Annotated in this window: 22 protein-coding genes; 9 read left to right on the top strand and 13 right to left on the bottom strand. The window is 52.3% G+C overall.

Annotation, left to right across the window (positions count from 1 at the left end; genetic code table 11):
* The first annotated feature begins 315 nt into the window (after positions 1-315).
* Both B157_RS0120150 and B157_RS0120145 read left to right on the top strand, forming a co-directional pair.
* Positions 316-1131, top strand: coding sequence for a TerC family protein (locus B157_RS0120150; RefSeq protein ID WP_020605113.1), 816 nt, complete (start codon positions 316-318; stop codon positions 1129-1131).
* A gap of 12 nt (positions 1132-1143) precedes the next feature.
* Positions 1144-2694 (top strand): NADH-quinone oxidoreductase subunit N, encoded by a 1551-nt coding sequence (locus B157_RS0120145; protein ID WP_020605112.1) that lies wholly within the window; start codon positions 1144-1146, stop codon positions 2692-2694.
* A 52-nt stretch (positions 2695-2746) separates the two neighbouring features.
* Here the strand turns inward: B157_RS0120145 and B157_RS0120140 are convergent, their stop codons facing one another.
* Positions 2747-6397 (bottom strand): M12 family metallo-peptidase, encoded by a 3651-nt coding sequence (locus tag B157_RS0120140; protein WP_020605111.1) that lies wholly within the window; start codon positions 6395-6397, stop codon positions 2747-2749.
* Positions 6398-6701: 304 nt separating this feature from the next.
* Between B157_RS0120140 and B157_RS0120135 the strand changes: the two genes are divergently transcribed.
* Positions 6702-7691 carry a bifunctional heptose 7-phosphate kinase/heptose 1-phosphate adenyltransferase gene (locus B157_RS0120135; RefSeq protein WP_020605110.1) on the top strand — a complete coding sequence of 330 codons (990 nt, stop codon included), beginning with the start codon at positions 6702-6704 and terminating at the stop codon, positions 7689-7691.
* Positions 7692-7965: 274 nt separating this feature from the next.
* The gene (locus B157_RS0120130; protein ID WP_020605109.1) at positions 7966-8769 is read left to right on the top strand and encodes a formate/nitrite transporter family protein; all 804 of its coding nucleotides are present in this window, start codon (positions 7966-7968) and stop codon (positions 8767-8769) included.
* 208 nt (positions 8770-8977) lie between these two features.
* On the opposite strand, the gene B157_RS0120125 is transcribed toward B157_RS0120130, so the two are convergent.
* The 3 genes from B157_RS0120125 to hemE form a co-directional block, all read right to left on the bottom strand.
* On the bottom strand, positions 8978-9364 hold the full coding sequence (locus B157_RS0120125) for a helix-turn-helix domain-containing protein (protein ID WP_020605108.1): 387 nt from the start codon (positions 9362-9364) through the stop codon (positions 8978-8980).
* 19 nt (positions 9365-9383) lie between these two features.
* A complete protein-coding gene (locus B157_RS37590; protein WP_281168493.1) occupies positions 9384-9623 on the bottom strand; it encodes a type II toxin-antitoxin system HigB family toxin in 240 nt (79 codons plus the stop codon).
* A 147-nt stretch (positions 9624-9770) separates the two neighbouring features.
* On the bottom strand, positions 9771-10811 hold the full coding sequence (hemE, locus tag B157_RS0120120; RefSeq protein ID WP_020605106.1) for a uroporphyrinogen decarboxylase: 1041 nt from the start codon (positions 10809-10811) through the stop codon (positions 9771-9773).
* Positions 10812-10942: 131 nt separating this feature from the next.
* Between hemE and B157_RS0120115 the strand changes: the two genes are divergently transcribed.
* The 3 genes from B157_RS0120115 to B157_RS38420 are packed head-to-tail and all read left to right on the top strand — an operon-like array spanning position 10943 to position 12460.
* Positions 10943-12028, top strand: coding sequence for a glycosyltransferase family 4 protein (locus tag B157_RS0120115; protein WP_026308827.1), 1086 nt, complete (start codon positions 10943-10945; stop codon positions 12026-12028).
* 52 nt (positions 12029-12080) lie between these two features.
* Positions 12081-12320: a hypothetical protein gene (locus B157_RS0120110; RefSeq protein WP_020605104.1), complete on the top strand. Its 240-nt coding sequence runs from the start codon at positions 12081-12083 to the stop codon at positions 12318-12320.
* Positions 12305-12460 carry a type II toxin-antitoxin system RelE/ParE family toxin gene (locus B157_RS38420; RefSeq protein WP_157618515.1) on the top strand — a complete coding sequence of 52 codons (156 nt, stop codon included), beginning with the start codon at positions 12305-12307 and terminating at the stop codon, positions 12458-12460. Before B157_RS0120110 ends, B157_RS38420 begins: the two co-directional genes overlap by 16 nt.
* 9 nt (positions 12461-12469) lie before the next feature.
* Here B157_RS38420 and B157_RS35795 read toward each other — a convergent pair whose 3' ends face one another.
* Both B157_RS35795 and B157_RS0120100 read right to left on the bottom strand, forming a co-directional pair.
* Positions 12470-13162, bottom strand: a complete 693-nt coding sequence (locus tag B157_RS35795) for a hypothetical protein (RefSeq protein ID WP_020605103.1) — start codon at positions 13160-13162, stop codon at positions 12470-12472.
* A gap of 1 nt (position 13163) precedes the next feature.
* Positions 13164-13508 (bottom strand): PadR family transcriptional regulator, encoded by a 345-nt coding sequence (locus B157_RS0120100; RefSeq protein ID WP_020605102.1) that lies wholly within the window; start codon positions 13506-13508, stop codon positions 13164-13166.
* A gap of 82 nt (positions 13509-13590) precedes the next feature.
* Between B157_RS0120100 and B157_RS0120095 the strand changes: the two genes are divergently transcribed.
* Positions 13591-15423 carry an ABC transporter ATP-binding protein gene (locus B157_RS0120095; RefSeq protein WP_020605101.1) on the top strand — a complete coding sequence of 611 codons (1833 nt, stop codon included), beginning with the start codon at positions 13591-13593 and terminating at the stop codon, positions 15421-15423.
* 30 nt (positions 15424-15453) lie between these two features.
* On the opposite strand, the gene B157_RS0120090 is transcribed toward B157_RS0120095, so the two are convergent.
* From B157_RS0120090 to B157_RS0120075, 4 genes are all read right to left on the bottom strand, one after another.
* Positions 15454-16260 (bottom strand): bacteriorhodopsin, encoded by an 807-nt coding sequence (locus B157_RS0120090; RefSeq protein WP_020605100.1) that lies wholly within the window; start codon positions 16258-16260, stop codon positions 15454-15456.
* 58 nt (positions 16261-16318) lie between these two features.
* Positions 16319-16990 carry a DUF305 domain-containing protein gene (locus B157_RS0120085; protein ID WP_020605099.1) on the bottom strand — a complete coding sequence of 224 codons (672 nt, stop codon included), beginning with the start codon at positions 16988-16990 and terminating at the stop codon, positions 16319-16321.
* A 155-nt stretch (positions 16991-17145) separates the two neighbouring features.
* Positions 17146-18453 carry a UDP-N-acetylglucosamine 1-carboxyvinyltransferase gene (gene murA, locus B157_RS0120080; RefSeq protein WP_020605098.1) on the bottom strand — a complete coding sequence of 436 codons (1308 nt, stop codon included), beginning with the start codon at positions 18451-18453 and terminating at the stop codon, positions 17146-17148.
* A 93-nt stretch (positions 18454-18546) separates the two neighbouring features.
* Positions 18547-19317 (bottom strand): DUF4290 domain-containing protein, encoded by a 771-nt coding sequence (locus B157_RS0120075; RefSeq protein ID WP_020605097.1) that lies wholly within the window; start codon positions 19315-19317, stop codon positions 18547-18549.
* Between the two features lie 142 nt (positions 19318-19459).
* Here B157_RS0120075 and B157_RS0120070 point away from each other — a divergent pair, with 142 nt between their 5' ends.
* Positions 19460-20866, top strand: a complete 1407-nt coding sequence (locus B157_RS0120070; protein ID WP_020605096.1) for an MATE family efflux transporter — start codon at positions 19460-19462, stop codon at positions 20864-20866.
* Between the two features lies 1 nt (position 20867).
* Here the strand turns inward: B157_RS0120070 and B157_RS0120065 are convergent, their stop codons facing one another.
* The 3 genes from B157_RS0120065 to bamJ form a co-directional block, all read right to left on the bottom strand.
* Positions 20868-21107 carry a hypothetical protein gene (locus B157_RS0120065; RefSeq protein WP_020605095.1) on the bottom strand — a complete coding sequence of 80 codons (240 nt, stop codon included), beginning with the start codon at positions 21105-21107 and terminating at the stop codon, positions 20868-20870.
* A 97-nt stretch (positions 21108-21204) separates the two neighbouring features.
* On the bottom strand, positions 21205-23322 hold the full coding sequence (locus tag B157_RS0120060) for a carboxy terminal-processing peptidase (protein ID WP_020605094.1): 2118 nt from the start codon (positions 23320-23322) through the stop codon (positions 21205-21207).
* An 89-nt stretch (positions 23323-23411) separates the two neighbouring features.
* Positions 23412-24245: a BamJ family beta-barrel-assembly machinery protein gene (gene bamJ / locus B157_RS0120055; protein WP_020605093.1), complete on the bottom strand. Its 834-nt coding sequence runs from the start codon at positions 24243-24245 to the stop codon at positions 23412-23414.
* Between the last annotated feature and the right edge of the window lie 261 nt (positions 24246-24506).

Below are 24506 nucleotides of genomic sequence, written 5' to 3'. Positions count from 1 at the left end.
AACCACCCCCAACCCCCTCCTAAAACAGGAGGGGGCTTTAGAAAGGGTACCCCGCTAGGTAGCCCCCTCCTGTTTTAGGAGGGGGTTGGGGGTGGTCAGTCAGTGCTGAAGGTAAAACGGCGGTGATTTAGTTCTTCTTAATAAACCGCCCCCTGACGAAACCATTCGCCGGGTATTCATTGCGACCGGGCTTACTGCCCCGTATCCGGCCATCCGTATGGATGGCCATTTGTCCGGTTCATCGCTCTTTCTTAGCCAGGGGGTTGCAGACTCGGCCCGAAGCAGGTATTTTTGGCCTTTCACTGCTGTTCTATCATGAGCGACCTCTTTACGGCCGAATCTATCATTAGCCTGCTTACCCTGACGTTTCTGGAAATTGTTCTGGGTATCGACAATATTATCTTCATCTCTATTGCGGCCAACAAACTGTCCCGCGAAGACCAGCCTAAAGCCCGAAACATTGGTCTTGTTTTGGCGATGGCCTTCCGGCTGGTGCTGCTTTTGGGTATATCGTTCGTTATATCCCTTAGTAAACCGTTTACGCATATTGATGCCGACTGGTTTAAAGCCGACTTTACGGGGCAGAGCCTGATTCTGTTTGCGGGAGGACTGTTCCTGCTCTACAAGGCCACATCCGAGATCCACCACAAACTGGAGGGCGATGAGCCGGACGAACTGGAGGGTGGCACTGTCAAAGGCCGGGCTACCGTATCCAACGTAGTGACGCAGATTGCGATCACCAATATCGTTTTCTCGATTGACTCCATCCTGACCGCCATCGGCCTTACGCAGAATGTGGCCATCATGATGATTGCCGTGGTGCTCTCGATCCTGATTATGATGTTCTTTGCCGGACCCGTTGGCTCGTTTGTCAATGACCACCCAACCATTCAGATGCTGGGGCTGGCCTTCCTGATCATGATTGGGTTTATGCTGGTGGCGGAGGGGGCACACCTGTCCGAAGTGGTTATCTTCAATCAGGAAGTGGGTACGGTGCCGAAAGGGTATCTGTACTTCGCGATTGCCTTCTCACTGCTGGTCGAGTTCCTGAATATCCGGTTGCGGAAGCAGCAGAACCCGGTAAAACTCCGTGGCTACGATGGCCAGCCGGAGCGTGACGGCATGATTTAACCACCACCCAACTTGTCTCTTACCGATCAGTTAAACGATATTATTGCCAGCCTGGGCGGTTTTGGGCCGGAGATCTGGCTATCGGCCTGTTTCTGCCTGTTGCTGGTGGCCGAGATCAGTTTGCTCCGGTTCACTACGGCTCCGAAAATCCGTCAGTTTCTCGCTGTACTAAGTCTCCTTGTCGTTCTGGCAGCGGGTGGCTGGGCTGTGCTGTCGCCGGTGCGGGGGTTCCTGTTCATGCACCTGTTATTTGTGGATAGTCAGGCCGTTTTCATGCAGGTCATCATAGCGCTGAGTGCTGCTTTTGTGTTGCTGTATGAGTTTTTTACCAACCGGCAGCCGTTGGTTCAGGATGGTCTTTCCGATCATTTTCCGCTGGCTCCCGACGGTAGGGCACGCTTACCCTTTGAATGGTACTCCCTGCTGATTGCCATGACGCTGGGCCTGTTTCTGATGACCATTTCGGTCAATATGCTCAGTATATACCTGAGTATCGAACTGGTGTCCATCTGTTCGTACCTGCTCACCGCCCTCACTGCCGACCGAAAAGCGTCGGAAGGCGGCATCAAGTACCTGCTGTTCGGGGCTATCAGCTCGGCCATCATGCTGTACGGCATGTCGTTGCTGTACGGTATGACCGGTACGCTCGATCTGACGGCCGACGCCTTCGGGGCAGAAATGGCCCGGCAGGAGGGAGCGGTAGTGGCCGTTGCGGTGCTGCTGACACTGGCGGGGCTGTTATTCAAACTGGCGGGTGTTCCGTTTCATGTCTGGACACCCGATGCGTACGAAGCCGCTCCCGTGCCGGTGGCTGCGTTCTTCTCGATTGGCCCCAAAGCGGCTGCGGTACTGGTTATTATCCGGGTGGTAACCGCGCTGCCGGTTGAGTCGGCGCTGGATGGCAGTACCGCCTTTGTGCTGCAAACACCCCTGGCGGTGCTGGCGCTGGCGGGGATTCTGATTGGGAACCTATCGGCCCTGCGGCAAACCGATGCCAAGCGACTGCTGGCGTATTCGACCATTGCCCACGCCGGTTTTTTGCTGGTGGGCGTGGTGGCTATGAATAATGCGGGTTTCGACGCGGTACTTTTCTACGCAGGTACGTATCTGTTCATCTCCCTGGCCGCTTTCTTTCTCATCGACTTGCTGGCCCGCAGTCAGGGGCAGGATTTAACCATTCGTACGTTCGCCGGGCTTGGGCCAAAGCAACCCGTATTGTCTATTGCGCTAACAATAGTGATGCTGGCGCTGACGGGACTGCCCCCAACGGTAGGCTTTACGGCCAAACTTCTGTCATTTTCGGCCCTGTATGAGGCCTGGCAACAGTCGGGTAATCCCTGGTTACTGGCTTTGTTCGCCCTGGGTTTGCTGAATGCGCTGATCTCCCTGGTTTATTACCTCAAACTACCCTTCCTGCTTTTCTTTCGCCCTCCCGTCGCAGACCTTTCGCATTCGATGCCGCTACCCAGAGTGGCTGTCTGGCTGGCTGTCGGGTTAGTGGTGCCCATCGTCCTGTTGTTTTTCAGGCCCGACCTGCTGCTTCAGTTTATTACGACGCGGTAAGGGGACTGGTTTTGCGAAAGGCCCGTACCGGCAGCGGGTTGGCGAGCCCTGCTCACTGTTTTACCAGGCGCTTTTGGCTTTCGTTCTGCCCGGTTCCGGTCCGCAGGATATACGTACCCGCCGGTAGCTGGCCAACATCCAGATCGGTTTTCGTCTGGCCGCGCGGCAGGGTTTGGCGTAGTACGGCCCGGCCGCCGGCATCGGTGAGCGTTAAGGTGACCGGCTCGGTAAGGCCGGTTCCAACCGATACGGTACAGGTACGCTCAACCGGATTGGGGGTCAGGTGCCAGTCGGTCGGGTTAGTGGCCGGGTCAACGGCCAGCAAAATCTCGATGCGTACGGATACCGCCGATGCGGTTGCACTACAGCCGTTCGGACCGGTAACGAGTACGGCAAAACTGCCACTTTTATCCGCTGCGTAACTCAGGCTGGTAGCGCCCGCAATAACAACTCCATCCCGGTACCATTGATAGGTGTAATCCGTACCGACATTCGCCAGTAAGGCAACGGTGGCGGGTGCGTAGGCCAGTGTATTACCTTGGGGCGTAATGGCAGCGGTGACGCCCTCTTTTACGGTTACGGATACGGGGGCAGACAGCGCCTGGCAACCGTTCAGACTTACTGATAAAGCATACCTGCCGGATTGCCCGACACTGTAGCTTGACAGGGTCGCATTTGATAAGGCAACCCCGTCTTTCAGCCATTGCAGACTGGCACCCGCATCGGTACTGGCCTGGAGCGGGTAGGGGGTTCCGGCGCAGAAGGCCGCATCGGTGGCGGGGGTCAGTGTGGCTTGGGGAATCGGATTGACCGCAAAGCCTGAACTTTCATCGCCATAAATGGTGGTGCTGCCCTGAATGGCCGACAGCCTGACTTTATAGCGGTTGCCGGGTGTCTGGGATAGGGGCAGGCGCAGTCTGGCTGTAGTGCCCGAAATAATACTGGTAACCGTTGAAAATCGCAGGCCTGCCGGGTCCGTCAGTTCCGCGCGGTAGGTTGTGCCGGGTTGGGGCGTAAAGTTGGCGGTGAAGGCAACGGGCACCGTATCGCCGGGGCAATAAATGCCTTTCGCTAAGGTCGATGTCAGGGTGCGCGGTTCGTACAGACTCAACCCGTTACTTTTGTTGAGAAACCAGACCCGGTTGTCGGGACTGATGCGCATCTGGGTATTATAGTCGCTCTGGGTTAGTATTGGCTGTGCCAGCCAGGCTTTCCCGTCGTAGCGGTACAGGTTTGTAAAGGTGCTTACGATCAGATTATTATCACTATTGAAGCCCGTCTGCAAAAAGGTTTGATTATCGGCCCCGGTAATCGTTCCCGATGAGATTGTTTCGGTGGATTTATCGGTGGTGTTGAGCCGGAACAGGCCGTTGTACCCACCCGCGTAGAGTGTTTTACCCGTTCGGTCAATCGACAGGAAGGTCATGTATTCGACCGGCAGATTGCTGATGGTTTCCCAGCGGTTACCGTCAAAATGACCCAGGCCGTTTCTGCCGTAGTACCGCACCCAGAGGTGATTGCTGGCATCAACCACGCCATCGTATATATAGCCATCGGTCACCAGGTCGGGTGCGCTGTAGGTTGTCCATTGACTATCCATATAGCGGTATACTCTACTGGACGTAATCAGATACAGCACATCGTTATCGCCGACAGCTATCGTTCCGTAGAAGTAAGTAACGTTGGGTGGATTGGGAATCTGAACCCAGTCCTCGCCATTTTGGGCGTAAATGCCGAAATTGGCCAGCACATAGGCTTGGTTTCGGCGGCTAATCGTTAGGGCTGCTACGCCCGTAGCCACCTTAGTACCGTTCATCGATGTCCATTTCGTGCCATCGGCACTTCGGTATACGCCCTGCCTTGTGGCAGCCCAGATGGCACCGGTGGTGTCGAACGCGAATTGATTGATGTCAGCAGGGGGCAGATTGCTATTGGCCGAATTAGTGAAATTCCAGCGATGGGCATCGGAACCGGTCATAAACGTGCCCGACTGCCAGGCTGTTTCTGTACCCGTGGCCTTTATTTTCAGTTTAACGCGGTAATAGTAGGTAGTGGCGGGTTGCAGTGAATCGGCCATGACAACAAACCCATTGCGCAGAACCGCCTGGCCGAGTTGATTGTACGTCTGCGATTTGTCGAATACCAGCTTAGTAAAATCCGCTGACGTGGCCAGCTGAATCTGCGAGGTAGCTTCTTCGTTGTTGTAGTCATACCACGAAATAGGAACGCCCAGCGGCTGTTGCACAACCGGGGCGTTGCCCGGTATGGGCCATAACCCCACCAGCTGTGGGCTGCGCTGATAGGCCCGAACCATTGACCAGTCGCTTTCGGTACTGTTTTTTATCGTTTTTACGCGCCAGTATAGCCAGCAGCTGCCGGAACAGTTGCCAAAGTTACTGTCGGATAGATTGAACGAGGTAGCCGATGCCGACAGGGTTTTGCTGACAATGGGGGTCGTGAAGCTGTTGCTGTAGTCGGCCTGGAGTTGATAGCCCGTTGCACCATCTGCCGTATACCAGCTAACCACATTGGCCGGGATATTCTTCGCTCCGCTGGCTGGCAACCGTAAACCTGGTGGGCGCAGTATTGGACTGGCTGCCACCGTTACCTGACCAGTAGTAGACCATGCACTTTCGCCGGGGCCATTGCGGGCTTTGACGCGCCAATAGTAGGATTGACCCACCGTGAGGTTTTCGGCCTGCACCAGTGCGTACGATACGGTTGTGTCAAGTTTTATCCCCGTGCTGAAATCGGCAGTTGTACCCAGCTGAAACTGGTATTGCTCCGCTAGTTTCGTTGTTGCCCACTCCACATACGGGTCGGGCTGGGTAGTCGAACTGTTGGTAATACCCGCTGGTACCTCCGGGCGCTGGTCTATACGTCTGTCGGCCAGAACAAGATCGGCATTACGGCGCATCAGTTCGATACAAAGCGGGTGAAAGGTATCCAGTACCCTGCCATCCAGCACGGTATGGCAGTAACTCATTATCGTACCGATACGGGCTATCTGCGGGCCGTTATAGCAGGGCCCCTCTGCTTTGCCGCAGAAGTCAATTGGGCCACCGGGCCAGTTGCAGTTGTGCGTGTGAGGTGACCCCATCACATGCCCTATTTCATGGGTGATCGTCGAAATCCGGTCCGTAGCACCGGGTTGGTTATACCCAATGACCGTACCATCGGAGAAGCCGTTATTACCCAGGTAAGCAATGCCCGATGCTGACGGGTCGGTTTTAGTGGTATAGCCAATGATGAAATCGCGGGCTACCGCTTTCTGGTTTTGACTCCACCACTTCGCCATATCGCCCAGGTGAATACCAATATCATTTTTGGTGGTGTATGGGTCGGGCGTATCCCAGATTTTGATGGTTGTGACGGTGAGTTTTACATTCAGTTCGCGCTCAAAAATAACGGATGATTGTGCTATGGTCTGATAGACGTAACCCCTGATTGCAGCTGCGTCGCCCCCGAATGCTTTATAGAGGCTGTTGTCGACATCTACAGCCACGCGGCATTCCAGCCGTTGGGTGGCCTGCCGGCGTCCCTGACTGGCTGGCTGGCCCAGAGACTGAATAACCCGAATCATGGACGGACTTAGCTGCGAGTCGTCGGTTTTGCAGCCAAAACGAGGATCGGGTATCTGGGCCAGTACACCAGCGGGTAAGGAAAGCAGGAAGAAAAGTAACCAGGTAGCGCCGTGTTTCATGGGCAATTCTGCTAGATATGAATAGGCTGAGTCTTAAAGGTAGGCTATGTACTACCTTGTTCAGCAGGCGGCTTAGTCAATTTATCAAGCGGTAAGGAAGTGCCTGAAATCGATACGCTGGCTCACGTTGGCAGTCTGCTGCACGGGCCTGGCGTTTACACATACTGGTTCGTGTATGTCAGGTGATGCACCCCTTCCATAGTGGCAGGCTGTGGAGAAACATATTCGGAAAAGGGGGGGGCGTTTCGTTTCTTTGCAGTCTGAATCAAGCTGTTTTATGCTTATGCGTGCCGCTCGCAACCAGATGGTGTTGGATATATCTATTGATGAACTGTTCGAACAGTTCGATAAACTTCGTGTGTTGATTATTGGCGATGTGATGCTCGACTCCTACGTTTGGGGGCATGTAGAGCGTATTTCGCCCGAAGCCCCCGTTCCTATTGTGCGCTTCGACCGGCGCGAACTGCGGTTGGGCGGGGCAGGGAATGTACTCCTGAACGTGCAGGCACTGGGGGCCGAAGCCATCATCTGCTCCGTCATTGGAGCCGATGCACCGGGCGACCAGCTGGAACAGGAACTGGGCAACCGGGGGCTGAACTGCGATGGGCTTATCCGGAGTGCCGACCGGATTACGACCATTAAGGAACGTATCATTGCCGGTTCTCAGCAGGTGGTGCGGGTGGACACCGAAACCGATAAATACATCACTGCCGATGAGCAGGCGAAACTGGTGGCCAAAGCCATTGAACTGATTCCAACCTGCCACGTCGTCATTTTTGAGGATTACGATAAGGGTGTTCTGAGTAAAGAAGCCATTGCCCGGATTACCGATTTTGCCAATGAGCAGCATATTCCTACGGTAGTCGATCCCAAAAAACGCAACTTCCTGTCGTACCAAAACACCACCCTGTTCAAGCCCAATCTGAAAGAACTGCGGGAAGGACTGAAACTCGACTTCGATGTGGATAATGCCGGGGAGTTCCAGGCGGCTGTCGATCAGCTGATCCAAACCCTGAATCTGAAAGGGGCACTCATCACCCTGTCGGAACGCGGGGCATTTATTGATTACAACGGCGAGCGACTGAAATTACCGGCCCACGTCCGCAAGATTGCCGATGTGTCGGGCGCGGGCGATACGGTGATCAGCATTGCGGCCTGTTGCGTGGCGCTCCGGCAACCACCTTCGGTCATTGCCGGTTTATCGAACCTCGGCGGTGGCCTGGTTTGCGAATCGGTGGGGGTGGTTCCAATCGACAAGGCCCAGCTGAAGGCCGAAGCGAAGGAGCATTTGTGAGCGCATTTTGCCCGCTTTTTTAAGTGGCTGGCGTCGGATATATAAAGCGACATATCGACACGGTAACCGAAAAGGGGCAACTGTTGAGCCATAGGGCAGCAAAGGAGATTCTGATTTCCGGCTGAATCAGAGGGAGTTAGCCTTCGGCCTGGGCTGGAATGAGCTGGGTTAGCCGTCAGCTATTCTCTCCATGCTCTTTTAAACAACGGTCGGTATAACCATAATCATACACATCCTGTTTCCTGTAAATCGACTTGGTTTACAGGAAACATGTATGGCGCAGCAAGAGAGTGAAAATACCGAACAGGAGGTTGTACAGCAGGCCTCGTCTGCCCACGATATTCACAAGGCTATTTTTCAGGAGGCCGAAACGGAACTGGACCGACCCGCCGATTCCCTGTTTTGGTCCGGACTGGCCGCTGGATTATCCATGGGTTTCTCCATGATAGGCCATGGGTTGTTAAAGACCTATCTGCCCAAAGCCGAGTGGAGTACGCTGGTGGCCAGCTTTGGCTACAGCCTTGGTTTTGTCATTGTCATTCTTGGCAGACAACAGCTGTTTACGGAGAATACCCTCACGCCCATTCTGCCTTTACTGGAGCGTAAAAACGTCAGGACGTTCTGGCGAGTGATGAGGCTCTGGGGAATCGTGCTGCTGGCTAATTTAACCGGTGCCTTGCTGTTGGCATTCGTTATTGCCAAAACCGCCGTTTTCAGTCCCTCCGTGCTCAAGTCCTTTGAAGAAATCGGCTATGAAGTAATGGAACCTGATTTCTCAACGACATTGCTGCGCGGCATATTTGCCGGATGGCTGATCGCGCTGATGGTATGGATTCTGCCAAACGCCCATAGTGCCCGACTCTGGATTATTATTCTGATCACCTACATCATCAGTGTCGCTCATTTTAGTCATGTCATAGCTGGGTCGGTAGAAACCTTCACGTTGGCAGCTATGCAAAAAGTTGCCTGGGGTGATGTACTGGGGAATTTTATACTGCCCGCTTTGATCGGTAACATCATCGGTGGTGTAATCCTGGTGGCGGTGATCAACCACGCCCAGGTGCAGGGTAGTAAATAGCAAACTACCGGCAGGGGGGAGTTGCTCAGCCGTTACCTTCGCGGGCTTATCTATCCATCAGGACCGGGCGAATGGGGATGTTTTATACAGCAAGGGGTAGGCACTATCAATAGTGCCCACCCCCGAATAAACAGGCTGCCCTTTTCAGCAGCACTAGCTATTCGCACTCATCTCCTTCATGGCATCCACGAAGCACTGTGCTTTGTTATCAAGCGTGTTCTAGAATAAAATCGGCCGGAATACCCAACTTCCTGTATAGTTGACGAGCTACATCAATACTTACCCGGCGTTTGCCACGGAGTAATTCTGATACGCGGGGCGCTTCAATCTCAAGCAATTCGGCCAGGTCTTTTTGTTTTAGATTTCGCTCAAACATTTTCAATTCGATCATGCCCTTTAGCGTTTTATGCTGAGTTGGCATCGGAAAATGTTCTTCTTCATACGCTTTCATTAGATGCGATAGACGCAATAATTCACGGTCTTCCGTTTCGCTGAGGCTGGCAAATCCACTACCTCTGGTTGCCTTCTGCAAATAGGTTTCTACATCTGCCTGAACCTGTCGGTATTCAGTTTCAGTTGTGATTCTTGTTTCCATATTCGGAATGTTTTGGCCGTTACACTTCAGAAACATTTATCCTGTCGTACGCACTATGCGTGCCGATAAATCGAATATATAGACTTCTTACACGGAAATGTATCATAGCAACAAGTCTATATTGATTACCCTTTATGTTGAATACATAGCGGTCATTTTTAACATAATCAACTGAATTAAAATCTTGCCTGATGTCTGCCACCGATGACCAGTCGGCCGCTTCCACAACCCGCATCCAGCGTAGTAACTCATCATGCACATCCGGATGGCTTTGAGCATACAGGCTGATAGTACCCGGTGTGAAAATGACTATGTCTAGTAGACAACCCGATAAAGTTATTGAAAATTCGATAATGAGAATATAATTACAGTATATGTAATTATATTCTTAGGTATTTTTTCTAATTTAAACTACTGAGAACTCCTTCACGGCATCCACAAAGCAGCGGGCCTTGTCGGGGTCAACGTCGGGATAGATGCCGTGGCCTAAGTTAGCGATGTAGTGCTGATGGCCGAAACTACTGAGCATTTGCTTTACCTCTGCCCGAATCTGACTAAAGTCGGCGTAGAGGGCGCAGGGGTCCAGATTTCCCTGTAGCACCCGGTTTGGAATCAATTCGCGTGATTCGGCGGGGTCCATATTCCAGTCCAGCCCCACTACGTCGCAGCTTAACTGCCCAATCTCGTGCCGGGCAAAGAAGGCGCCTTTGGCAAAAATAGTTATGGGTACGTTGCGGTCCGCCGGTGCGGTTATTGAATCACAGATCTGTTTAATGTACGGCAGGGAAAACGTCCGGTACTGCTCCGGCGACAGGATGCCCGCCCAGGAATCGAACAGTTGCACCAGATCGGCACCGGCCCGGATTTGGGCCTGTAGGTACGCAATGGTGCTATCGGTAATTTGCTGCAACAGGGCGTGGGCAAAATCGGGGTCGGTATACAGCAGCTTTTTGGCGATGGAGAATGTTTTTGACCCTTTCCCCTCGGTCATGTAGCAAAAAATGGTGAAGGGGGCACCGGCAAAACCAATCAGTGGTACGCGGTTGTTGAGTTCTTTTTTGGTCAGTCTGATGGCATCCAGCACATAGCCCAGGTCGCTTTCGGCATCGGCTACCCGCAGGCGGCTCAGGTCGGCCATCGTCCGGACCGTACTCGGGAAAACGGGTCCCCGGCTTTCAATCATTTCGTAGGGCAGTCCCATTGCTTCGGGAATCACCAGGATGTCGGAGAAGATAATGGCGGCATCCACATCGAAGGCATCGACCGGCTGGATGGTCACTTCGGCCGCTAGTTCGGGGGTCTTGGCCAGCGTAATAAAACTCCCGGCCCGCTCCCGAACAACCCGGTACTGAGGCAGTACCCGCCCCGCCTGACGCATCATCCAGACCGGCACCCGCTCGGTCAGTTCGCCCCGTGCCGTGCGGAGCAGCAAATCATTCTGTATCATGCCGCAAAGATAATCCCGAACGCGGACACGTTCGGAGGAAATTATCGTGCTGCCAGCGTGCTGCCGGTTCTCAATATAAATTGCCCGGTATTGCGCAGGATTTCACAATTTTGCTGAAATCAAAAACGGTTATGCCTTCTCTCTTTATTGATACTGAGCGCCTGCGCGACCTGAACAGTGGTTTAGGCCAGGTGTGCCTGCACCTCGGCCATGAACTGGTTCGCCAGCGTCCTGCGGACTGGTCGCTCACGTTCCTGGTGCCGAAAGGGCAAACCGGCGTATTCGGCGACTCGGTCAACTACATCGAGGCATCCTGGCAGCGGAAACTCTGGATTCCGGGTCATCCGGGTGGGGGGACATACGATGTGTGGCACTGCCTGCATCAGGATAGTGCTTATCTACCGGGTAAAGCCCCGCTGATACTCACTATCTACGACCTGAACTTTCTGGAACGCGCCGACTATTCAGCCGCAAAAAAGAAACGGCGGTTAGATAAACTGCAGCGAAAAATAAATAAGGCGACCCTCCTTACGGCTGGGTCGGCTTACACGGCATCGGTGGTGCGGGAGCATCTGAAGGTTCCGGCCGAGCTCCCGATGGAGGTCGTTTATACCGGCGTGGCCGTTGACCCCGGAAAAGCCCCTGCTGAGCTGAATTCCCAGTCGCCCATCAAGTCCTTTTCTCAGTCGCCATTTTTCCTGTCTGTCGGTGTCATTCACCCCAAGAAAAACGTGCATACGCTGTTGCCTTTACTGGAGGCTTTTCCGGATTACCGCTTAATACTGGCCGGGCCAGACAGGCATGCCTACGCACAGCATATTCGGGAGCAGGCGCAGAAACTGGGCGTGGCCGACCGCCTGCTGATGCCCGGCCCGGTCGATGAAGCGACGAAGTTGTGGCTCTACGCGCACTGCGAAGCGTTTATGTTCCCATCGCTGTCGGAAGGATTTGGTCTGCCCGTAGCGGAGGCTATGACGTTTGGCAAGCCGGTTTTCAGCTCTAACCTGACGAGTTTGCCCGAAGTGGGTGGAAAGGAAGCGTATTACTTCGAAAACTTCGAGCCGGAGAGTATGGCTAAAGTGGTACACGATGGCCTGCACGATTTCGGGCAGAATTCCCTGCGCGAAGAACGCCTGAAAAAACGAGCCGCCGGGTTTAGCTGGCCGAGTATCGCCAAAGAGTATTGGTCTCTGTACCGAACGTTACTAGGTAACTGAATCGCGCATAATTCGCTATATTTAACGCAGTAACGACCGCAGCACTATAACGATGAATGATGACATCCGGCGCAACTTTCACGAGTTGATTGATCGAATCGAGGACGAACAGGCGTTGACAATTTTGTACGCGGCTGCCGCTCTGTATCTTGACCAGCACCCCCTGCTGCTGGACACTACGGATCCGAAACACCTTGACCGAATGCGTATCTCGCTGGAGCAGGCTAGTCGGAACGAAGTCATATCAAATGAAGACATGAAGCAACAGGTACGTCAATGGCTCGGGAAATAGTCTGGACATCTCAGGCACAGGAAGACTATCGGGATGTAGTCAGTTATTTGCTGGATACGTTTGGATATGATGTATCGGAGAAATATACTGAGCGTCTTTTCATGGTGTTAAATAGTATTGCCACTATGCCACAGATCTGAAGAGGGATACTACCAACTTGCTTTCCGACTACCCTTAGAAACGGCCTGGTAGAACTGACTGTAGCTAATGGTGTACATGATTATCAGGGCAGCACAAGCCGACAGGGTGGTTTCGTAAACGAAGGGGGGAAGGTAGGCATTCAGGTAAGTAAGTCCAACGCTGATTCCGTATAGCAACAGGGCAACCGGAATGACGCGGGTGACTAAATACCGGGCTTTGTACGGGAAGTTTTTACCCCGGATGCCGCCCTGAACAACCAACTGGATAAACTTGATAAGCAGCCCTGCTATCGAGCCTAAAATGAAGCCAAACCAGGGTGTATATACCAGGGTGCCTACCGAAAAAGAAGTTGGTCTGCTCATGTCCGTAGTTGTCCAGTACACTACGCCAAACACAAACAAAGGCATCAGACAGTGGGGCCATCGGCCCTGTTTCCGAATGTATTTCATCCACAGCGAATCATACTGTTGAAACGTAATCCGGTTGTAACCCCGCTCCATTTTCTGCAATCCTTTGTGTCCGCCAAACGCTTGTTGCACATCGGATAACGCGGATTCAAACGGCATCCCCTGCGCCACACGTTCGCTTAAAGCGGTCGTGTAATGGTCGGTTAGCTCCTGAAGCAGTGCCTCGTTGGTAAGTCGGTTTTCTTGGCGAAGATGGTTATCAATGGCGGTGAGTTGGTCGGGCGTGAGGGTCATATCAAAGGCTTGGTTTCAGGTTGAGGACTAAATTCAGATTCTCCAGGAAAGCTGCTAACTCGGCGATGCGCCCGGCAGCTTCGGTTTGGCCGGTTTTGGTGAGCGAGTAATATTTGCGGGCGCGGCCATCCACCAGCTGGGTCTCGGTGGTGAGCAGCCCTTCGGCTTCGAGTTTGTGCAGGGCGGGGTAGAGAGCCCCTTCGGTAATGGCCATTTCGCCCGCCGTCAGTTCCTTTACTTTTTGCGTAATCTCGTAGCCGTACATCCGTTCGCGGTCTTCCAGCAACCGCAAAATCATGACCGACAGGCTACCTTTCAGCAGCGACGAATTAGTTGGGGTGTTCATGCAGTAAACATACAAAAGAAAATTACATACCTACAAGTCTTAGGTATAAAAAAGGTTGCAGGGTCGTACCTTTGCCGAACGAATGAAAACATACCTTCGCTTATTATCCTTCGCCAAACCGCTGGGGCGATTTTTGACCCCCTTTGTGGTGACATCACTGGTGGCCAGTGTGTTTGGGGTGCTCAACTTTACTTTATTGATTCCCCTGCTTAGTATCCTGTTCGATAAAGTCGATACGCAGCAGATGAACGCGCTGATGAGCCAGCCCGCACCGTCCATCACGTCGTCGCCAACGGATGCCTTTAGTTACTACTTCGCCCGGATTTTTCAGCAGTACGGTAAACTGGGTGCTCTCCAGTTTGTCTGCGTCATTATTGTGGTATCGGTTGCGTTGAGCAATGTGTTCAAATACTTGTCCGTCCGGCAGCTGGAAGCGTTCAAGGCGCGGATGGTGGCCCGCCTGCGCGAGGCCGTTTTCAGCCGGACGCTGGGTCTGCACCTCGGTTTTTTCTCCAATGAGCGTAAAGGAAACCTCATGTCGCGCATCACGTCCGACGTGCAGGAGGTCGAAAATTCCATCGCCAATACTATGTCGGCGGCATCGAAAGAGGTGTTTTTACTGGTTGGTTACGTCATTGCGCTGCTCAGTATTTCGGTTAAACTGACGCTCTTTGCCATTGTGGTCATTCCTATTTCGGGCGGCTTCATCGCTACGCTTGTTCGGCGGATGAAACGAGACGCGCAGGAAGGACAGCAACGACTGAGTAGTTTGATTAGCCTGCTCGACGAAACCTTCGGCGGGATGCGGGTAGTGAAAGGATTTGTGGCCGAAGGGTTTATTCTGGATAAGTTCCGGCGCGAGAATGAAGGCTACCGCGATGCCATCAAGTCGCTGGCCAACCGGCGCGAACTGGCTTCGCCCTTTTCGGAAGTGATGGGGGTGGCCGTGGTGGCGGGGATTTTGCTGTATGGCGGGTCGCTGGTACTGAGTGGGCAGTCGGATTTGACAGCGGCTCAGTTCATTGCCTACATTGCTATTTTTTCGCAGGTGACGCGCCCGGCCAAAGATATTTCCAACGCCTTCAGCGGGTCGCAGCGGGGGCTGGCTTCGGGAGAGCGGGTTATCGAGCTGATCGACACCGAGTCTGCCATTCAGGATAAACCCGGGGCTGTAGTCCTAACGGGGTTTACTGACCGGATTTCGGTGGAGAACGTATCCTTCGCCTACAACGCCGACACCCCGGTTTTACGCGACGTTAGTTTTGACCTGGAGAAAGGAAAAACCATTGCCCTGGTTGGCTCGTCGGGTGGGGGCAAATCCACCATTGCCGACCTTATTCCCCGTTTCTACGACCCTGCTGCCGGACGGATACTGATTGACGGCGTAGACCTGCGTGATTGCACAACGGCCTCTCTTCGAACGCAGATGGGCATTGTTACCCAGGAAAGTATCCTGTTTAATGACACGATTTTCAACAACATCGCTTTTGGCAGTCCGGCCACCGAAGGGGATATTATGGAAGCGGCCCGGATTGCTAATGCCCATACCTTTATCATGGCCCAGTCGGATGGCTATCAAACCGTCATCGGCGATAGGGGGGGCAAACTCTCCGGTGGTCAGCGGCAGCGAATCAGCATTGCCCGCGCCATCCTGAAAAACCCCCCGATCCTCATTCTGGATGAAGCCACGTCGGCCCTCGATACCGAGTCCGAAAAGCTGGTGCAGGAAGCCCTGACCCGCCTGATGGCCAACCGTACTACCCTCGTGATTGCGCACCGGCTCAGCACCATCCAGCATGCCGACGAAATTCTGGTCGTGAACCAGGGCCGAATTGTAGAACGTGGCCGGCACGACGAACTGCTAAATCTGGATGAGGGATTCTATCGCAGACTGAGTACCATGCAGAGTGTGTAGATAATTGTAGGCTACAGGGCTTAACATGCGCTACTTTGCTAAGGTCATCGACTTACTGTCTGACCAGGTTACGTAACTGATCAGACCAATGCCAATCTGGCTGGTTACATCCGTTATAGTATAGGTAATGTGGAGCCAGTTAAAATCAATGGGTAAAACAGTCAGACCATACCCCAACAAATAAATTCCCCAGCTACCGACGAATAAAAGGGCCATGGTACGGAAGTGCCCCTGTGCCTGACCGCTGGCTTTCCAGCGTCGATACAACGTAATCGAGATATATCCGTAACATACTAATGAAATACTGCCCCAGCCTAACTTCGGACCAGGCTGAATTTCGTTATCGAAGGATACTTGTTGATGGCCGATGTAGCCTGTGAAAACCATCAGTAATGCGGCAGCCAACAACCCTGTTAACAGCCGTTTGCTGGATTCCCAGGGGAGCCTGAGGGGGGCAATAACCAGCAGCAGCAGGAGTGGCGCAGTCATAAACCACGCCACGTACCGGTATTGTCCAATGGCATTGTAGGATTCCCGAATAAGCGTCTGGCGGTCTGTGGCATCGCTGACAGTGGGAAATTCGGCCAGTAAATCATGGTAGTGTAACTGGATCAGATAATAGACCAGCCCGGTGCTGGCAGAAACAACCGCCAGTAAGGTTGGCACCAACTGCTGAGGGTGCACGGTCAAATTGGAGGGCTGGCTTCTGTTTTGGGTTATGGCCGTTATAAAAATGCCCAGAGAGATAAACATAGCCACAACCATGAAAAAGTAGGTGACCATGGGTAAAAGGCCAACCGCACCAGCCGTTGGAATAAAGGAATCCGCTATTTCCATAAAAAAATGGCAGGTATTTTCAGATACCTGCCATCGTCAAAATTAGTCATTAATACGTTTACTTGACGGTTGTCTTGGTCATAGTCTTAAGCGTATTCATCTGCTTTTTGGATTGATCCACCAACTGTTGCGCATACGCCCGTAACGTGTCATTTTTGCCGTATTGCAGATACGTAGTAGCCATGTCGATAGAATCCTGCCGCTGATCCATCAGCAGTGTGGCAAAGTTGGAATCAAAATCCTTGCTCAAGGTATCATTACTAGTGGTTTTCTGCAATTTCAGGTTCATTGCCTCAATATTCTGGCCTTGCTGCTGCGTAAACGTCTGATTAGGGCGCGTTGGCTTCAGTTGCCGCATGGTCGCATCAATCGTGGCTATGTCGGCCGTTGTCGTTTCCAATAGTTGTTTAGCCATCTGTTGAAGCGAACTGTCCTTGCCATTCTCAATTTCCTGTTTCAGGAAGTCCTGCAACCCCTGAGCCTGTAGTTTGGCCTGGAACGAATAGTCGAAGTCGGGGTCACCGGTGGCCGAAAGTTTCTTTAACTTAGTCACCGTTTGTTGCAGTGGCATCAGGAGTTTTATTCTCGATGAGTCGACCACGGTAGCATTGGAGACACGCGCCGAACTGAATTGTACCGACCTTCTGGTCTGAGCGCAGGCTGCCAGTGAACTGCTGGCGGTAAGCAGGGCCAATGCCCAGATGGATACGTTGAATTGGAGTGTTTTCATTATCGTATAACTGAATTGATAGAATCATTTTCCGTCCTTAACGGAACGGAGTACATGATTAAGACAAGAAACAGCCCGGAAGGTTTAGTAAGTTACCCAAACGTCGTGATCCAACTAATGCGTTGTACGCATCAGAAACTCAAAAGCAGGTCAGCCTACAACCGCACAATCTCGGCCCCGATGGCGTTAAGGCGCGTATCGATGTGCTGGTAGCCACGGTCGATCTGCTCAATGTTATCGATAATACTGGTGCCTTTGGCTGACATGGCCGCAATAAGTAAGGCTACTCCGGCCCGGATATCCGGCGATGACATCCGAATACCTTTCAGCGGAATTTGCCGGTTCAGGCCCACCACCGTAGCCCGGTGCGGGTCGCAGAGAATAATCTGTGCCCCCATATCGATTAATTTATCGACGAAGAACAGGCGGCTCTCAAACATTTTCTGGTGTATCAGCAGTGTTCCCTGCGCCTGTACGGCCGTTACGAGGACGATACTCAGCAGGTCGGGGGTGAAGCCGGGCCAGGGTGCATCGGCTACGGTCATCATGCCGCCATCCAGAAAACTGTCGATCTGGTAATGCTCCTGAGCAGGAATAAAAATGTCGTCGCCCCGGAATTCCATCTGGATACCAAGCCGCCTGAACTGATCGGGAATGATGCCCAGTTCGGGAATACGGCAGTTTTTGATCGTGATTTCGGACTGCGTCATGGCGGCCAGACCAATGAACGACCCAATCTCGATCATGTCAGGTAGCATGGTATGCTCCGTCCCCATCAACTCCGACACGCCTTCAATCGTGAGCAGATTGGAACCCACGCCGGAAATCTTGGCGCCCATCGAGTTGAGCATCTTGCAGAGTTGCTGCAGATACGGTTCACAGGCCGCGTTATAAATGGTGGTCGTACCCTCGGCCATCACGGCCGCCATCAGGATATTGGCTGTACCGGTTACGGATGCCTCATCAAGCAGCATGTACGCACCGCGCAGATTACCGGCATCGACCTGGTAATACCCCCCATCGTTGGGGTCGTAATTAAATTGGGCACCCAGCTTTTCAAAGCCCAAAAAGTGAGTATCCAAACGCCGACGGCCAATTTTGTCGCCACCCGGACGGGGAATGCGCCCTTTTTTGAAGCGGGCCAGCATGGGACCCAGCAGCATGACCGATCCCCGAAGGGCAGCCGCTTTCTGTTTGTACGTGTCGGTCTCCAGATAGTCCAGGTTGACATCGCTGGCCTGAAAGCGGTACGAACTGGTCCCGATTTTGGTGACCCACACGCCCAAATCCCCCAGTAGGTCGATGAGTTGGTTCACATCGCGAATACCCGGAATATTATGGATAACAACCGGTTCTTTGGTCAGTAATACCGCGCAAAGAATCTGGAGGGCTTCGTTTTTAGCGCCCTGCGGTAAAATATCGCCTTTCAGCTTGCATCCGCCAGTAATTTGAAAAGAGGCCATTTGTGAATGATGAATGATGAACGATGAGTGATGAGTGACAAATGAATATAATTACAGCCCTCATTTGTCATTCATCATTCATCATTAAAAAGTTTACCGTCTCCGACGGTCATTGTTTCGGTTGGGGCCACCTGAGCTACCACCGGGTCTGTTCGTGTTGCGTGTACCGTCACGGCCTGGTCGTCCGCCCTGCGCGTTTGAATCGCGGTCGTTCCGATTTCGGTTATTGCTGAAATTACGCTGGCTATTATCCCGGTTTGGTCGTCCTCCCTGCGTGTTTGCGTTGTCGTTCCGGTTTCGATTGTTGCCGATGCGCTGTGGCTGGTCGCCCGTTCGCTCGCGCGGGGTAGCGTCAACAAGGCCTTCTTCCCGAATGAGTTTAATGTCATCGGATAACTTGCCGTCAGAGAGTTCAATCAGGCTTTGATAGATGGTTTCATCTTCCACCGATTCTTTATTCCACGCCTGATAAAACGTCTTCATCAGGCGTGTCAGGTAAGAAACAAAGGTCCGGCGCTCTTCGGGGTCTTCCAGCGCAACGGCTTTGGCTACCAGCAGGTCTACATTACGGCCAAAGTGTTTGAATTTCAGGCGGTGTGTGTTATACGGAACACGCTGGGGCTTTTTGCCGAGGGCTTCTTCCGATGGGGGCGGGTAGGGGCTATCCACATCCAGCGTAAAATTCGACATGATGTACAGGTCATCCCACAACTTGTTGTAGTAATCCTGCCCGTCTTTCATGTTGGGATGAATCTGACGCATCAATTCAATCAGAATGTGTGCGTAACGGGTACGGGTTGAGCGGTCTTCGATATTGACCATGTTATCAACCAACTTCTGGATACTGCTGCCGTATTCTTTCAAAGTCCCTGTCGGATTTGTGATATAGAAAGCAAAAGTACGAAGAAAGGAGCGAGGGGCAAAGAACCCAGGCCGGGGATATCGGGCAAAGGCACAAAGCCCTGATGAGAATGTACTATTTTTGTCCCCGATCATTATTGAGCTTATGACCCCTTCGCTGCGTTCTCTGGTTGTTAATTACCGTCCCGAACTGAGGGACACCATTCGGTTGAGTGTGCCCATTATTATTGCACAGCTAGGGGTAGTATTAATGGGTGTTACGGACAACCTGTTTGTGGGGCGGTTGCTGGGGGCCGTGCCGCTCGGAGCCGCCGGACTAGCCAATTCGTTATCATTCCTGATGTCGAGTATTGGCGTTGGCGGGCTGACGGTGGTAGCCGCACTGGTATCCAAAGCGCATAATCAGAACGACCCGGCTGGTATTAACCGCTTATTCCGGGCGGGGCTTCGGGTTAGTATATTGATGAGCTTTGGGCTGGGCGGCCTTTCTGTACTACTGGCTTTTAACTTCGACCTGTTTGGGCAAACACCGGAAGTGGCGCGGCTGGCCCGCGATTTTATGCTGGTTCTGAGCGGGTCTTTGTTACCACTGCTAATTTTTGTGGCAGCCCGTCAACTTTGCGATGGATTACGTTTCCCACGGGTAGCGATGGCTATTACCCTGTCGGCCCTTTTTATCAATGCCGGATTTAATTACGTGCTGATCACCGGTGCCGGTCCCTTTCCGGCGTTGGGTTTGCAGGGATCGGCTTTGGCTACGCTACTCTCACGCGTCTTCATGGCGGTTGCCATGCTGCTCTACATTTACCGGTCCGGGCGGTTTAAACCGTACCTGATCAACGCTTTTCGCTCGTTAACGACACGGCAGGAAGCCTGGGAAATTCTGCGGCTGGGTATTCCTGGTGGCCTGACGTTTTTCTTCGAAGTGGCCACTTTCTCCCTGGCAGTCGTTATTGTCGGCTGGCTGGGCGAAGACCGGCTGGCGGCTCATCAAATTGCCATTAATATGGCTTCTGTCACCTATATGATGGCAACGGGTATCTCGTCGGCGGCTGCTATACGGGTTAGTGCGGCCATCGGGCAACAAAGTCGAACAGGGGCATGGCGGGCAGGCGTAGCGGCTTTTTTGCTGTCGATCAGTTTCATGGGTGTCATGGCGGTGCTGTTCCTGACGGCTAATGAGTGGCTGGTAACCCTGTACATTCGGGATAACCCGGCCGTTATGACGATTGCGGCTTCACTGGTTATCGTTGCGGGCTTCTTTCAACTGTCCGATGGTATTCAGGTGGTGGCACTGGGCGGCCTGCGGGGCATATCCGACGTAAATGTACCGACACTGATTACGCTGTTTTCGTACTGGGTGGTAGCGTTACCGTTGAGTTACGTACTGGCATTTCCGTTAAAAATGGATGCTATTGGCGTGTGGATTGGTTTGCTGAGTGGACTAACCATTGCCGCCGTTCTGCTGACATGGCGGTTTTTTCGGTTGATTAGCCGATTACAATTACCCGCCGAAAATGAGTCAGTAAAGTTGATTGTCCCACAAGGATAGACTAATTCATTTCGGCCAGTAATTCAGCGCGGGTAGGCCGGCTGGAAACCAGCGAATAAATGATACCATCCGTATCGAGGTAATCCATAAAAGCCTGATATGTTTCTTTTTCGACGGAAAAGACGTACCAGTTTTCATGGGGTTCACTGAAAGGCTCTATCTCAGTGACCGATGCCTGTTTTTGCAAAACCTGAAATTGATTTTTTTCGAGCGTACGCTGCTTAATCAGAAAATACCACATGGATACAGTTGGTCTGTGAGATAAGTAAAACCCCATGTAACGGATTGTTGCATGGGGTTTTGTTAATGAATTAATCTAAGGCTGAAACAACCGCTGGTTATTTAAGCGCCAGAATGTAGTCGGCCAGTACTAGCCCTGCTTCGTTCAGATACAGGTCTTTCTTCTTCTTAGGCTTAGTAGTCGTTGCGGGTGTTGCTTCTCCCGTTTCATCATCCGGGTCCGATGCCTGGGATACCTTGTTGGCAGCCGCCCGTTTCCGTTCGGCTTCCTCGCGTTCTTTCCGGCGCTTTGATTCCTGTAATGATACCACTGTGTTGGACTTGGCTTTTTTGAAATCGACCAGATCCTGCGCCAGTTGTTTCAGTTCGGGGTCCGACTTGAGCCGCTGATCGAAGCGGTCGCGCAGGCGGGTTACTATTTTATCGTTCAGATCGCGTGACTGATCATAGCGGGCCGAATTGATCTGATCCCAGGGAAGCGCGCTTGGCTGCGAACTTTCACCGTATTCTTCGGCCGAAAAAGCCGATGGGAACTCTACATCGGGTGTTACGCCTTTGTGCTGGGTGCTGCTGCCATTGATACGGTAGAACTTCTGGATAGTCATTTTCAACTCGCCAACTTTCTCGTTGTCTTTGTTGCTCTTATCCGCATCTCTGGACAGCCACTTGTTCAGGTCAATCAGGGTTTGCACGGTGCCCTTACCAAAGGTTTGACCACCCACAATAACACCCCGTTTGTAGTCCTGAATGGCGGCTGCAAAAATCTCCGAAGCCGATGCGCTAAACCGGTTAACCAGAATAGCCATTGGCCCTTCGTAGGCAACGGTGGGATCAGAGTCGGCATACACTTCCGTTTCGCCGGTCGATTCTTTCACCTGCACCACCGGTCCTTTGGGAATGAATAACCCCGTCAGGTCGATGGCTTCTGTGAGTGAGCCACCCCCGTTGTCGCGCAGGTCGATCACGATACCGTCTACCTTCTCGATTTTTAGCGAGTCAATGAATTTCTTTACATCGCTGGTGGTGCTGCTGAATTCTTTTTCGTGTTTGCGGGCACCTTCAAAATCGCGGTAAAACATGGGGATATTGATAACGCCAATTTTGAACCGCTTGCCGTTGTCCGTTACCTCAATCACTTCTTTTTTTGCCCGCTGATCTTCCAGCTTTATTTTCTCGCGCACCATACGGATTTCCTTGGGAGGAGCACTGGCCAGAGCATCCGGCGAAACGACCTGTAGCCGAACCACCGTCCCTTTGGGACCTTTGATGAGTTTCACTACTTCGTCTACCTGCCAGTTCATGGTGTTGACCATGGCACCGTTGTCACCCTGAGCTACCCCGGCAATCTTATCGTTTTCTTTGAGTGCATTGCTTTTGAACGCCGGACCACCGGGGAGTACTTTCGTTATTTTGATGTACTCACCATCCTCCTGCAACATAGCCCCGATACCTTCCAGCGACTGACTCATTTCCTGATTGAAACGATCTGCATTGGTTGGGGAAAAATAGTTGGTGTGCGGGTCGAGGGCTTCGGCAAAGGAGTTCATGTAAATCTGGAACACATCGGCACTTTTGACCCGGCCGTATGCTTTGTCCAGATTGGTGTACCGCTGATTCATGGTAGCCAGCACAACACTGTCTTTCCGATTCCCCAGCTTTAACTCCAATTCCTGATTCTTCAGGATTTTACGCCACAGGTCGTTTTGCTCTTCTACCGTTTTGGGCCACGCTGCCTTCTGCCGATCCGTATTGAACGTTTCGTCTTCGGTAAATGTAAACGGCTTTTTTATCTGCTCTTTAATAAACTCGCTGCGCTCCTTATACCGTTTACGAAATACGTTATACAGATCATAAGCCGCTGTCAGATCCCCGTTTACCAGCGCATCGTCGATCTGGTACCGGTATTTCTCGAAAGCCGCTACGTCCGATGCCAGCAGGTAGGTTTTATTCCCGTCGATGTCTTTCAGGTAATTGTCCCACACCACTGATGATAACGAATCGTTAAGCCGCACTTTGCGGTAATGATAGGTGGTCAGTAGTTTGGCAACCAGCTGTTCGACGCGCTCCTGGGAGATCGTTGGCTTGAGATCGTCCGCAGCATACGTGGCAGAGGTTGCCGTAGAGGACGGAACGCCCCCAGGCGTTCTACTCGGGGAGGAGTCCGGCTGAAAGCTGAGTAACAGCACGGGTAAGAGTGTCACTAAGTATTTTTTCATCGTATACTGCGATTAACGGAAGTAATTGACAGGTTAATTAACTAACTGAAAGTGCCTGCTCCCTGCAATTACCTAGACACTTTTACTGATTACTCGTTTTTCTTCTCGCCTGGAGGGGTCGATTTAACCGGTTGCGGCCCTGCCTTATCGGCTGCTGGTTCTGCCTGCGCTGGCTTGACAAGGTCGAGTAACTCGACATCGAAAACCAGGGTTGAGCCCGGCTTAATGTCGGCCCCGGCCCCCCGGTCGCCGTAGGCAAGTTCGGAGGGAATGTATAATTTCCATTTCGAGCCGACAGGCATTAGCTGAAGTGCTTCCGTCCACCCTTTAATAACTTCATTAACCCCGAACTCGGCGGGTTGGCCGCGTTCTACTGAACTATCGAACACTTTGCCATCCAGCAAACGACCCGTGTAATGCACTCGAACGCGATCTGTAGCGGTTGGCTTAGCCCCTGTGCCTTCCTTTTCAACCAGATACTGCAAACCACTGGAAGTAGTAAAAACGCCGGTTTTAGCTTTGTTTTCGGCCAGAAAGGCACTACCTGCTTTTTTATTCTCGGCCGAAGCTTTCATCCCTTCCGCATTGCGGACGGCCATCTGCTTCTGCATAAAACTATTCATAACCTGACCACACTGCTCCTGTGTCAGCAGAGGCATTTTATCCTTCAGGGCATCTTCCAGACCGCGCATCAGCAAGGCGTCATTGAGCTCGGTAATACCCTGTTGCTTCAAATTCTGCGCCATAAAAACCCCAATACTGTAACTGACCGAATCCTGAGTAGAGGATAAGTTCACGACCGATGTGGCCGGTTTGGCGGTCGTTACCAGTTTGGGGGAAACGGGTTTTTTAGCGGGTGCTTTTTTTACCTGTGCGGTCGCTGTACCAGCGATAAAAATTGCTGACACTATACCGGTCAGCATCCATTGATTAAACTTCATGCGTAAAATGAAACGGGTGTAAGTAAACTGAGCTTTATTCCCTATGAAACGCGAATGAATAGGGTAAAAGTTTAAGCGTTGACTTATTCGTAGAAAAATAGTTAGTGAACGTAGTTGGTCCTAAAGCCGAATTTTGTCTATGATAAGAAAAATAAATGTAGTGGAAAGATTGGCGTATATCAATTCTGGCGAGTCAAAATTCTGGCTAATTTATACAAACGGTTTAAGCGGCCTGTTTAGTGG

It is taken from the genome of Spirosoma spitsbergense DSM 19989 (assembly GCF_000374085.1).
Lineage (GTDB): Bacteria > Bacteroidota > Bacteroidia > Cytophagales > Spirosomataceae > Spirosoma > Spirosoma spitsbergense.
Note: the sequence above shows the minus strand (reverse complement) of the source record. Positions and strands in the feature narration are given on the sequence as shown.